The sequence below is a fragment of the Imperialibacter roseus genome (assembly GCF_032999765.1).
GTDB lineage: Bacteria > Bacteroidota > Bacteroidia > Cytophagales > Cyclobacteriaceae > Imperialibacter > Imperialibacter roseus.
On sequence record NZ_CP136051.1, the window covers coordinates 2,681,100 to 2,693,178 of the forward strand.

Here is a 12,079-nt window from a genome sequence, read left to right on the forward strand (position 1 = left end):
TCTACGATATTAAACACTTTTCCAGGTGAAAGACTACTACCACTTTTCAGCGAACGACTTTGCAATGGACGAAAGCTTTCGTGCCTGGGTATGGAGGCCTACCAACGAAAGTAATGCTTTCTGGCGGGAATGGATCAGTAAGCATCCAGACAAGGCTGTGGAGGTTGAAGAAGCCATTGCTCTGCTGCAAAAACTTAACTTCCCCGTCTATTCTCTCTCAGAATCGGAAGTAGCTGGCCTGTGGAGCAATATAAAAGTCAACACACCACAGCCGACAGGCACGGGCAGGAAACTTACCGCAGGTGTGTCGCCCGACCTCTGGCGTTTGTCGGCCGTTGCTGCTGCAGCACTGATAGCGATAGGGCTGGCTGTGTTTTTCATATTCTTCCAAAAAGAGGTACTTCACTATGAAACGGCATATGGTGAAACCAAACGTATCCTGCTCCCTGATAGCTCTTCGGTGGTTCTAAATGCAAACTCCAGCATTGTGTTCAGTAACGACTGGCAGCGGCAACAAGCCAGAGAGGTATTGCTTGAAGGAGAGGCTTTTTTTGAAGTGGTTCACACCGTTGGCAACCAGCCATTCCGGGTGAAAGTAAGTGATGGAGTGGCCGTGGAAGTGCTTGGCACCAGCTTCAATGTTTACCATCGTAAAGCCGATACCAAAGTCGTGCTGAATACCGGGCAAATTGCCCTTAGCTTCCCGGGAAACGACAAGGAGGAAAAAATATTGATGGAACCAGGTGAACTGGTGGAGTACAAAAACAAGCAATACAGCAAACGCAGGGTCGATACCGAAGTGTATGCAGCCTGGACAGACAACAAGGTAATTCTTGACGAAACTTCCCTGAAGGAAATGATAGAAATGGCCAACAACAACTTTGGGGTGACCGTCCGTGTGCAGGCTAACAAAATGCTTCAGCAAACGGTATCGGGGTCAATGCCCGTGGGAGATGCTGAAAGTTTCGTGCTTCAAGTGGCCAAAGTTTTTCAGCTAAAAGCTGAAAAAAGGAATGATTACTACCTATTGAAAGAATAGCAATTCATATATACTCTAAACAATGATAACACCTACATTAAACTACTATGAGAAAGCTTTACCTAATTGTTTTTATCACCTGTGTGGTGGCAAATCAGGCAGTGCCACAATACCAGCAAGTTCTAGCTTCTGCCTTCAACCCGCAATCGATTGCGGTAACGAAAACTGAGTCCATTTCCCTTGAAAAAGGGCTGGAACAGCTGGAGAGAAAATTCAATGTGTCTATTGCCTACCGTGATGAATGGGTGAAAGACAAGAAAGTGCAGATACCATCCTCCGATTTGCGAACGGTGGAAGAAGCATTGGGCGAACTGCTGAGTGAAACAGAGCTTTCTTATGAAAAAGCTGGCTCCGGATTCTACGTCATTTCGCTAAAGAGCCTTCAGAATGCGGGGCTTTCAGAGTCGGCTTCCGCATCGAAGACATCCGGTTTATCAGCCAGTGTTACCTCCCCTGCTGCCAACCTTAGCCTCAAGGCCTTTTCCAAATCGGCCCGCAGGCAGAAAAAGGAAACGCAGCGTGAAGTCGCTGTCAGTGGAACCGTAAAAGATGAAAATGGCAATGGCTTTCCTGGTGTGAACGTGATATTGAAAGGCTCCTCAACGGGAACATCCACTGACGCCAACGGAAAATATTCCCTGTCGGTACCGGATGACAACTCAGTCCTTGTATTCTCAGCCATTGGCTACGCTACGCAAGAAGTGAACGTTGGTGCAAGAAGTATCATTGACATTTCTATGGAATTGGACGTGAAGTCACTAGAAACAGTGGTGGTTACCGCTCTGGGTCTGGAAAGATCATCCAAAAGCCTTGGGTATGCCACTTCCACCATCAATTCCGATGAGCTTTCAATCAACCGTACGCCGAACATGATGAATGCGCTGACGGGCAAAATTGCAGGTGTGAGCATTTCCGGCCTTGGAACTGGTCCTGCGGGCACATCAAAAATCCGTATCCGTGGTCAGTCGTCCATTTCAGGCCAAAATAACCCGCTCATTGTTGTGAACGGTGTACCCATTGACAATACCAACTTTGGCTCCAACCCTGGAAATGCGGGTTCGGATAGTTCAATCGGCGTAAGAGGCGGAGGAAACACCTCCGACGGCGGTGACGGACTTTCCAGCATCAACCCCGACGATATCGAGAGCATGACTGTGCTAAAAGGTGCGGCCGCATCAGCCCTTTACGGATCCCGTGCCAAAGACGGTGTGATCATGATTACCACTAAATCGAGGGGAACAACCAAAGGCCTGGGCGTAACTTACAATATGAACTATACCAATGAAGCGCCGCTTGATTTTACTGACTACCAGTACGAGTACGGTCAGGGTGAAAATGGAGTAAGACCCACTGCACCAAACCCTACATCCGGTCAATGGTCATTTGGCGAAAAGTTTCAGCCGGGCATGACACAGGTTTTGTTCGACGGCGTAACAGTTCCTTATGAGCCACAAAGAGGCCGGCTGCTGGACTTTTATCGCCGTGGGCAGAACTTCACTAACACAATAACGCTGGCTGGCAACACCGACAAAGGAGGGCTTAATCTTTCTTTTGCTGACATGAGCAGCCAGGGGATTGTACCCAACAATACATTCGACAGAAAGACCATCAATCTTGGATTCGGCTATGACCTTTCGTCCAAACTAAGCTTCAAGGGAAATATCAACTACTCCAATGAGTATAACAAGAACCCACCAAACGTAGGACAACAGGACAATACCATTCCCACATCACTCATGGCAATGTCTAATTCCATGCCCCTTGATGTGTTGAACGACAACAGATACAATGCACAGGGAAATGAATACATCTATTCACGGTTTATGAACAGGACGAATCCGTATTTCATTTTGTCGGATCAGTTTCAGAACATTCGCCGTGATAGGATATTTGGCAACCTTTCTGTGAAATACGACATTACCAACTGGCTTTTTGTACAGGGTCGTGTAGGTCAGGATTACTGGTCACGTGATCAGGACTACAACAACTTCCCCACCGGCCAGGCCTCAAGGGCAGCTGCACCAGCAGGTTTCGTCAATGGGTTGTACACGCAGGAAGCCCGCAGATTCAGAGAAATCAACAAGGATTTCCTCGTCTCCGCTACCAAAGAATTTGGTGATATCGGGGTTAACATCACCGCTGGTGGCAACCAGATGTACAGGAGGTCAGACCTCAACAGCGTGCAGGTAACAGATTTCGTTGTTCGGGGCCTCTACACCGTGCAAAACGGAAGGGCGAAAGACCCTCTTTACGACCTTTCTGAAAGAGGTGTAAATTCACTTTACGGGTCTGCGGAAGTGAACTACAAGCGTTTTATCTACTTGAACACTACCCTGCGCAACGACTGGTTTTCGACGTTATCAGAAGCCAACAGAAGCATTTTGTACCCCTCGGTTTCTGCCAGTTACGTATTTTCCGAGTCGTTCGACGCCCCTGGCTGGCTGAACTTTGGGAAATTCAGAGCTGCCTTTGCACAGGTGGGTAGCGACACCGACGTGCCCCCATATTCAAATGTGCTGTTCTACGGTGTCAACCCAAACTTAGCGTTGAATCCCTCCGGCACCGGGCAACCTGTGGGCGGGTCCTCGGGCAATACAGTTCCCAACCCCAATTTGAAGCCGATGCAAACATCTGAAACCGAACTGGGACTTGAGATGAGAATGTTTAACAACCGTGTGGGACTTGACGTGGCGGTCTACAAAAAAATCACTACCGATCAGATTGTGCAAGCACAGATTTCCGACGCCTCCGGCTTCATTGACACCCGCATCAACAGCGGGCAGAGCCAAAACAAGGGCATTGAGATGCTGCTGAATTTGACTCCGGTAAAAACTGTCGATTTTTCCTGGGACTTCACTTTTACCGGTGCCTACAATATCACCAAGGTGCTTAGCCTGCTTACCGACACTCCAGGTGAAAGGATTACCGTGGGTACTCACGTGTTCAATGGTGAGCTGCGGCAGATTGTTGGCGAAGAAATGGGGCAAATTGCCGGTTTTGGCTACCGGAGAGACGACAGTGGCCGCCAGATATTTGGCACGAATGGATTACCTCTGAGAACGCTTGATCTTGTGAATTTTGGTAGTGCACTACCAAAATGGGTAGGAGGCTTTAATAACGCCTTCAACTACAAAGGGGTATCTCTTTCTTTTCTGATAGATTTCAAGTTGGGGAACAAAATGCTCTCTGGTACCAACTTCAACGCTTACCGTCACGGCCTTCACAAAGCAACACTTGAAGGCAGAGAGAATGGCGTTGTGGGCGATGGCGTTGACATCGACGGCAACGTAAACACAGTGGTAGCACCCGTGCAGGCCTATTGGGAGATTGTGAGATCTCAGGCACTTATTGAGCCTGTGGTATATAACGGAGGCTACTGGAAATTACGTCAAATAACAGCCGGTTATGATTTCACCCGGTTTTTCTCTCCCGATTCTCCAATCAAAGGACTGAGGTTGAACCTTGTGGCGAACAATGTGCTACTCCTGAAGAAATGGGTGGATAACATCGATCCTGAAAGTTTCGGCTACAGTTCCGACAACGTGGTTGGGATGGAGTCGCCAGGGCTGCTCACAACAAGGAGCATGGGCTTCAACCTGAATGTTAAATTTTAATCAAACGCATCATGAAAAATATAACTAAACTATCTCTGTTAATATTTTCGTTCGTTTTCATCATGTCATGCGACAATGAGTTTGATGAAATGAATAAAAGCAAGACGGGGGCCACCTCAATCGACCCCGTGTTCATTCTCAACAGGGCAGCAATCAATTCGTCCTTTCCTGCGTCCACACTTATTTTCGAAATGGGCATTGTACAGCAGATCATTTCGCCCAACTCAGGTGTGCTTACCGGTGCTAACTATAACCAGGACAATCGGGCCTCAACGCAGGTAAACTGGCAAACCTACTACCGCAACGTCATCAGAGACACCAAAGACATCATCAGTCAAACAACAGATGACCCAGCTAGAGCCAACCTGCTAAATATGGCAAGGATTCTACAGGCCCATGCGTTTATGGTGCTTACCGATAGCTATGGAGACATACCCTATACAGATGGTGGCGATGGCTACAACACGCAGATTTTCTTTCCTGCCTATGATACCCAGGAGTCTATTTATCCTAAACTCATTCAGGAACTAAGCGAGGCTTCGGCTGCCTTAAGCGCCAGTGGAAAAGTGGAAACGGCCGATGTTTTATATGGTGGCGATGTGGCAAAGTGGAAAAAGTTTGGCTACTCGCTGATGTTAAGGGCCGGAATGAGGCTCAGTGAGGCCAATGCAAGCCTTGCGCAAAGCACAGTGGCAGCTGCCTTCAATGGCGGCCCTATCCTCGACAATGCGGACAATGTTTACGTGCGACACGACGCCAATTACTCCAACCCGCTCGGAGCCACACTCAACTCTACTGAGGCGGCAAATATCTACCTGGCAAAGCCTTTCGTTGATGTTTTGCAGGCAACCAACGACCCCAGACTGTCTGCCATCGCCATTCGTTATGTAGGCGCTACTTCCGGGCCCACCCAGGTTGTTGAAGTTGGTTCTTATGAGGCTGACGATCAGATCGGTATGCCAATGGGCCACGACAACGGAACGGTAGCCGCCGCCGCAGAAGCAGATGGGCTGGCAAGTTTCTATGATTATAGCCAGGTGGATCGTCGTCGAATGACGAGCCGTGCCGCACCAGCCTTTTTTGTAACCGCAGCTCAAACCAATTTGCTGTTGGCTGAAGCAAGGTTCAGAGGGTGGATCACCACTGGCAGTGCAGCGCAGTACTTTTCTGATGGCATTGCCGCCCATATGGATCAGCTGGCAACGTTCGACGCAGCTTCGGCGGTAGCGGCTACAGACAGAGATGACTACATTGCAGCAAACCCACTTGAGGCAGGAACCGAACTGGAACAAATCAATGTCCAGTACTGGATAGCATCGTTTTTGAACGGACCAGAGGCATTCGCTAATTTCAGAAGAAGCGGCTTCCCAGTTCTGGAAGTAAACCCTTATCCAGGCAAAGAAGTTGACTTTATCAACAGACTGACCTATCCAAACTCGGAAATATCAGTTAATACCGAGAATGTAAATGCGGCCATTGCAACGCAGGGGCCTGACGACCTCGCCACCAAGGTGTGGTGGCATAAGTAAAAAAGGAGATCCTGTAAGAGGCACTGGTTTATCGCCTCTTACAGGATCACTTACCTTACTCGTACTGTCCTATCTCACAGGCAAGCAAGAGCTTTCAGTCATCAAACTGATGACGAGCGATGCCTTATTCAACACCGTCCCCACAGCCTTAAGGAGCTATCCTGGCCAACCATACTTCTCGATATCTCGGGACAGCACTATCCATCCTATCCATCAGCTCAATTGATCACCCTTAAAAAAAGAAATCCAATGAAAAATGTATTGCAGGAAATCATCCAAAAGAATAAGCAGCGGGAGAGAGAAGCTGCACTTGTACGCCAGGCTGAAATTGATAACGCAGAAACTCCCGACAACCGTCGCAGCTTTTTAAAGAAAACTGCTCTGGGAGGTTTGTCGCTCGCCGGTTTGATGAGTTTGTCCTTTGAGGACAGCATGGCACAAACCACTTCAAAAGTTCAGAAGGCGTCTGCTCCTTCTGATCTCAAAATTACCGACATGCGCTATTGCCTTACCGGCGTTATGGGAGGCACTGCCATCATCCGCATCGACACCAATCAGGGCATTTACGGTCTCGGAGAAGTGCGAGATGCGGCAGATCCCCGCTACGCTTTGATGCTCAAAAGCAGGATACTGGGAGAGAACCCGTGCAACGTAGAACGGGTATTTAAGATGATCAGGCAATTTGGAGGACAGGGACGTCAGGCAGGCGGTGTGTGTGCCGTCGAGATGGCTCTTTGGGATTTGTGTGGCAAAGCCTACAATGTTCCGGCCTGGCAGCTGCTTGGCGGCAGGTATCGGGATACTGTTCGTATATATGCAGACACTCCCGAATCTCCTGATCTTGAAGTTTTTAAGGAAAAAGTAAAGTACCGCACCGTTGAACAGGGCTATACCTGGCTAAAAATGGACGTTTCCATTAATGTGCTTAGAGACATTCCGGGAACATTGGTCAATCAGGCGTTTTGGAGGTCGAACGGTTCTCAATTTTCAGGCGATTTTATGTCGTACGCAAATGCCAGACACCCATTTACCGGCATCCAGGTGACGGAAAAGGGATTTGAAATTCTGGCCCAACGGGTGGCAGATGTTCGTGCCGTGGTGGGAGACGAAATTCCCATGTCTACCGATCACTACGGCCATTTCGACCTCAACAATATGATTCGGCTGGGCAAATCGCTGGAAAAATACCGCCTGGCCTGGCTTGAAGACATGGTGCCCTGGCAATATACTGAGCAGCACAAAACAATTACCGATGCATTGGAAACACCAACTACTACAGGTGAAGACATCTATCTGCTGGAAAATTGCAAGCCACTTATCGACGTCCATGCCGTGGACATCATCCACCCCGACCTAGCCTCTTCAGGCGGCCTGCTGGAGACGAAACGTATTGGTGATTATGCTGAAGAAAAAGCCATCGCCACGGCCATGCATCAGGCCGGTACACCAGTTTCTTTTATGGCAAATGTACATTGCGCTGCCGCCACCCAAAACTTCCTGGCATTGGAGCACCATTCTGTCGATCTGCCATGGTGGGAAAGTATGGTAAAAACGACGGACGGACGAAAGCTGATTGACAAAGGCTTTGCCCCTGTGCCGCTCAGCGCACCCGGACTGGGGATTGAACTGGTGGATGATGTGGTAAAACAGCACCTTGATGCCCGTGACACGTCTTACTTTGCTCCCACCAGGGAATGGGATGCAAAGCGTTCCCACGACAGGACATGGAGCTAAAAATGAGGTAAAGAAATAGTTGTTCAGCCAAGAACATTTGGGCAAAAAACTGCACAGCGATCCTGTGCAGTTTTTCTTTATAAAGGGCCATTCGAAAGGAGCCTACACCGAGGCCAACAACTCTTTTTCGATGACCTCTTTCAACGTATGCTTGGGTAAAGCACCAGCCTGCATCATAGGCTGTTTTGTCATGGGTATAAAGAGCATGCTGGGAATGCTTCGTATTTGGAAAACAGCCGCCAGCTCCTGCTCTACCTCCGTATCAACTTTGTAAATGGTCACTTCAGGGTGCTCATTAGAAAGTTCTTCAAGCACCGGTGCTACCATTTTGCAGGGCCCGCACCAATCGGCGTAGAAGTCGATAATAGCGGGCTTTTCACCCTTGAATTTCCACTCTTTTTCGGTGGTATAGTCGAAAACATCGTCTTTGAATTGTTGTGTAGTCAATTTGACAGTTGCCATCGTCGCTTGTTTTAATTTTCTACAAAAGTACTAGTTCTTCTAAAGGAATTTTGTGACACATGTCACGTAAGCCGAGGAAGCAGAGTCAACATCATAAAACCTGTTTCCGTTCAGTAGGGCCGATTCGCCACTCTCTTATTTTTCCCTCTCTAAATATCAGGCAAAGACGCCAAGTCGCAAAGAAAAACCGCTGTCCGATATCTTCACCGATCTGGCAGGCACTTTCCTGCTGAAACCAACTTTGCGGCCTTAATTAGCTACAAAGGCTCGAAGCATAGCACATAACAACTTTGCAGTTTGCTCCAGCAAACTTGCCCCTTTGCGTGATATATAATTCAATTAAAACGAGCAACAAGATCTTCACCGGTCCGGCAGGCACTTTCCTGCTGAAACCAACTTTGCGGCCTTAATTAGCCACAAAGGCACAAAGGCTCGAAGCATAGCACATAACGACTTTGCACTTTGCTCCAGCAAACTTGCGCCTTGCGTGATGTATAATTCAATAAAAAAGAACAACAAGATCTTCACCGGTCCGGCAGGCACTTTCCTGCTGAAACCAACTTTGCGGCCTTAATTAGCCACAAAGGCACTAAGGCTCGAAGCATAGCATATAACGATTTTGCGGTTTGCTCCAGCAAACTTGCCCCTTTGCGTGATATATAATTCAATTAAAACGAGCAACAAGATCTTCACCGACTTGTCAGGCTTGCCAGCTTTGAATGCAATCCGGTCTTCCTGTCTTCGCTCTCCTTTCTGAACATCCGAACGTCTGAACATCCGAATGTCTTCTTTCTCCCAACTCCTCACTTCCGTCTCCTTCTCCCGACTCCTCTCTGAACATCCGAACGTCTGAATATCCGAATGTCTTCTTTCTCCCGTCTTCCGTCTCCCCACTTCTTACTTTTTTTAAAAAACTCCCCTCCTTTTGCATTTCCAAAAAACCTTTTCTACCATTGTACCGTACTAGTGAAGTAATACAGTAAATCACATACAATGATTGACATCAAGAAACTTAACTTTAACTATGGCAACAAGCGCCGACCGCTGTTTCGGGAGCTCGATTGCCAGATCAACGCAGGCAGCATTGTTGGCTTGCTGGGCAAGAACGGTGCCGGCAAAACCACGCTACTGAAGCTGATGATCGGATTGCTGTTCCCCGACGGCGGCACGGTCAACGTGAACAATTACGAGCCTGGGAAACGACAACCGGCCTTTCTTGAGGACATGTTTTTCGTATCGGAAGAGTTTTATCTCCCAGGAATCTCTATTGCCAATTTCATCAAAGCCAATGCGGATTTCTATCCCAGGTTTGATGGCGCACTGCTCCAAAGGCTGCTGAAAGACTTTGAGCTACCTGAAACCGAAAGCTTACAGAAGCTCTCCTACGGCCAAAAGAAGAAGTTTCTGATCTGCTTCGCACTTTCTACTAAGTGCCGCCTACTGGTGCTGGACGAACCTACCAACGGACTGGACATTCCTTCGAAATCGATTTTTCGCAGGATACTGGCGGGAGCTTTGGATGAAGACCAGCTCGTTATTATTTCCACGCACCAGGTAAAAGACGTGGAAAACCTGATTGACCGCATCATCATGCTCGACAGCGGCCAGTTTATCATGCAGAAAGACCTTTTCGATATTTCTTCCAGGCTTCACTTTTCCACCAGCTCGACAGCTGAAGGAGATGACATACTTTACAGCGAAATGGTGCCAGGTGGCTACAAAGTGATTACTTCTCAAGCAAATGGCAGCTCGTCTGTAGACATCGAATTATTGTTTAACGCCATTTTGAATGGCAATGAAAAATTGAAAAGCTATGTCCAGTAATATATTTAACAGCCGTCGTTTCCTGCTACTGTGCAGGCAGCACTTTGTTCATAACAACAAACTGCTGGGCTTTTCCGCAGGGGCTTATGTAGGTGTGGTGTTTATCCTGCTATCATTCGTGCAGGCTACTGAGAATTTTCTACCTCATGACCTGGACAATTTCAGGGGATTCCTTATTGGGTTTGTAATTGTGTTTGGACTACTCTATGTAGGGTATTCATTTCCTGCCTTTCGTTCGAAAGAAAGCACGATGAACTACCTGCTAGTGCCCGCATCGCTGATAGAAAAATTCGTATTCGAATTGGTCACCAGAATTGGGCTCATGTTATTAGCGCTGCCATTGTTGTTTTGGATCACTTTTAACCTGCAGGGATATTTCTTCACCCTGTTCACTGAATTTTCATTCGACCCTATCGGCATTCAACAACTGGTTACAGTGGAAATGCCAAATGGGATTGATTCCGTCGGTTGGTTCATTGTAATGATCACCGGTCTGGCGCTGCTGCTGTTTGTCGTCCCATTCACTGGTGCTGCCATATTTTCAAAGCAGCCATTGGTCAAAACACTCTTTTCGGTGGCTGTCATAGTCATTTTCTATTCAACGGTCATTTATCTGGTGGCAGAACCGTTGGGTCTCAATCAATATCACCGTGATCCCGAAGAAGGGATGTGGCTTTTGCCTACGAACGAGCATACTGCATTCCGCTTTTTCGGCGTGGTGGTGATCATTGCCAATGCGGTCATGCTATTTGTGGCCTACAGGAAACTTAAAGAAAGGGAGGTGTAGTATGGAATTTCAAAACGGTAAAAGCATTTTTCTGCAGATCGCAGACACCATCACCGACAAGGTGGTGAGTGGTGAGTTTCCGGCTGGGGAGAAAATTCCCTCCGTGCGGGAACTGGCAGCAGAAATGGGCGTCAATCCCAATACGATCATGAGAACTTATAGTGAATTACAAGCCATGGACATCATCGAAAACCAAAGAGGTATCGGGTACTTTGTGAACAAAGACGCTCAAAAGATTATTCTCGAAAGCAAGAAGCAGGAGTTCTTCAGCAAGGTGCTCCCCGACTTCCTGCGCCATGCGGCCATGCTTGGCATTACGTCAAGCGAATTGAAAAAACATATTGAAACTTTAAAATGACCACCATGAAGCTCAGCAATAAGATACTTATCGGGTTCTTCGGATTCATCCTTATTTATATGATGGCAGCATTCGCCGAAATTCGTTTTCTGGGATACAAAAGGGATTTGAGTGGTACAGAAGTGCAAGTTGAAAAAGCACCCCTTGGCAACGTCGGGTACATTGTGCTGTCAGACTCGGAACACAGGGTAACCATAAGCTCGTCAAACGAACCTCATATAGAAGTAAAAAGCATTGATGGTAGTTTTCTATCGAATCTCAACTACGAGATGGTTGGAGATACTTTGAACCTCAAAATCAACGAAATTACCAGCAGCAAGCCGGTTCAGGTGACCGTCTTTGTTTCCCAAAACACATTCAGAGGACTGCAAGCCACCAGGGCATCGGCCAGCCTGACAAACTTGAGTCAGCAGGCACTGTCCATTACGCAGTCTGGCGGCAGCATCAGAATGGATGGAGATGTCAATGTAACGAACCTTAGCATAGCAGCGTCAGACAATGCGAACCTGGACGCAAGTGGGTTGAGTGTGAACTCGCTATCTGTGAAAATCGACCATTCGAAAGTAATGATCTGGTCACCGGTTGTGCAGCTTCGTGGCAGCATACTTAACGATTCTTTTTTGAGGATCGACGGGGTCGACGACATACAATTCACTAAAGACAAAAGCAGCAAAATCCAGATCCAGGATTAAGGACTGACTGTGTGTCACAATTTGAATTCGTATTTCAAAC

10 protein-coding genes are annotated in these 12,079 nt (G+C 47.7%); 8 read left to right on the plus strand and 2 right to left on the minus strand.

Annotated features, from left to right (window positions below):
- Positions 1–25: 25 nt before the first annotated feature.
- The 4 genes from RT717_RS11100 to RT717_RS11115 all read left to right on the plus strand — a co-directional run bounded on the left by RT717_RS11100 (position 26) and on the right by RT717_RS11115 (position 7,916).
- On the plus strand, positions 26–1,039 hold the full coding sequence (locus RT717_RS11100) for a FecR family protein (RefSeq protein ID WP_317491803.1): 1,014 nt from the start codon (positions 26–28) through the stop codon (positions 1,037–1,039).
- Positions 1,040–1,086: 47 nt separating this feature from the next.
- Positions 1,087–4,653, plus strand: a complete 3,567-nt coding sequence (locus RT717_RS11105; RefSeq protein ID WP_317491804.1) for a SusC/RagA family TonB-linked outer membrane protein — start codon at positions 1,087–1,089, stop codon at positions 4,651–4,653.
- Positions 4,654–4,664: 11 nt separating this feature from the next.
- Positions 4,665–6,182, plus strand: a complete 1,518-nt coding sequence (locus RT717_RS11110) for a SusD/RagB family nutrient-binding outer membrane lipoprotein (RefSeq protein ID WP_317491805.1) — start codon at positions 4,665–4,667, stop codon at positions 6,180–6,182.
- 249 nt (positions 6,183–6,431) lie between these two features.
- Positions 6,432–7,916, plus strand: coding sequence for a mandelate racemase/muconate lactonizing enzyme family protein (locus RT717_RS11115; protein WP_317491806.1), 1,485 nt, complete (start codon positions 6,432–6,434; stop codon positions 7,914–7,916).
- 102 nt (positions 7,917–8,018) lie between these two features.
- On the opposite strand, the gene trxA is transcribed toward RT717_RS11115, so the two are convergent.
- Complete coding sequence (trxA, locus tag RT717_RS11120; protein WP_317491807.1) at positions 8,019–8,378, minus strand: thioredoxin; 360 nt, start codon at positions 8,376–8,378, stop codon at positions 8,019–8,021.
- A gap of 700 nt (positions 8,379–9,078) precedes the next feature.
- Positions 9,079–9,309 carry a hypothetical protein gene (locus RT717_RS11125; protein WP_317491808.1) on the minus strand — a complete coding sequence of 77 codons (231 nt, stop codon included), beginning with the start codon at positions 9,307–9,309 and terminating at the stop codon, positions 9,079–9,081.
- Between the two features lie 62 nt (positions 9,310–9,371).
- On the opposite strand from RT717_RS11125, the gene RT717_RS11130 reads away from it, so the two are divergent.
- From RT717_RS11130 to RT717_RS11145, 4 genes are read left to right on the plus strand one after another with little or no spacing between them, the layout of a single operon-like run.
- Positions 9,372–10,202 (plus strand): ABC transporter ATP-binding protein, encoded by an 831-nt coding sequence (locus tag RT717_RS11130; protein ID WP_317491809.1) that lies wholly within the window; start codon positions 9,372–9,374, stop codon positions 10,200–10,202.
- On the plus strand, positions 10,192–10,989 hold the full coding sequence (locus RT717_RS11135) for a hypothetical protein (RefSeq protein WP_317491810.1): 798 nt from the start codon (positions 10,192–10,194) through the stop codon (positions 10,987–10,989). The genes RT717_RS11130 and RT717_RS11135 overlap by 11 nt, the downstream gene beginning before the upstream one ends.
- Before the next feature lies 1 nt (position 10,990).
- A complete protein-coding gene (locus tag RT717_RS11140) occupies positions 10,991–11,347 on the plus strand; it encodes a GntR family transcriptional regulator (protein WP_317491811.1) in 357 nt (118 codons plus the stop codon).
- Between the two features lie 5 nt (positions 11,348–11,352).
- Positions 11,353–12,039, plus strand: coding sequence for a GIN domain-containing protein (locus RT717_RS11145; RefSeq protein WP_317491812.1), 687 nt, complete (start codon positions 11,353–11,355; stop codon positions 12,037–12,039).
- Positions 12,040–12,079: the final 40 nt, after the last annotated feature.

What these genes read in the sequence shown, in the direction of transcription:
- RT717_RS11105 (WP_317491804.1), top strand. Translation starts at nt 1,087, where the DNA reads ATGAGAAAGCTTTACCTAATTGTTTTTATCACCTGTGTGGTGGCAAAT.
- RT717_RS11110 (WP_317491805.1), top strand. Translation starts at nt 4,665, where the DNA reads ATGAAAAATATAACTAAACTATCTCTGTTAATATTTTCGTTCGTTTTC.
- RT717_RS11115 (WP_317491806.1), top strand. Translation starts at nt 6,432, where the DNA reads ATGAAAAATGTATTGCAGGAAATCATCCAAAAGAATAAGCAGCGGGAG.
- trxA (WP_317491807.1), bottom strand. Translation starts at nt 8,378, where the DNA reads ATGGCAACTGTCAAATTGACTACACAACAATTCAAAGACGATGTTTTC.
- RT717_RS11125 (WP_317491808.1), bottom strand. Translation starts at nt 9,309, where the DNA reads ATGCAAAAGGAGGGGAGTTTTTTAAAAAAAGTAAGAAGTGGGGAGACG.
- RT717_RS11130 (WP_317491809.1), top strand. Translation starts at nt 9,372, where the DNA reads ATGATTGACATCAAGAAACTTAACTTTAACTATGGCAACAAGCGCCGA.
- RT717_RS11135 (WP_317491810.1), top strand. Translation starts at nt 10,192, where the DNA reads ATGTCCAGTAATATATTTAACAGCCGTCGTTTCCTGCTACTGTGCAGG.
- RT717_RS11140 (WP_317491811.1), top strand. Translation starts at nt 10,991, where the DNA reads ATGGAATTTCAAAACGGTAAAAGCATTTTTCTGCAGATCGCAGACACC.
- RT717_RS11145 (WP_317491812.1), top strand. Translation starts at nt 11,353, where the DNA reads ATGAAGCTCAGCAATAAGATACTTATCGGGTTCTTCGGATTCATCCTT.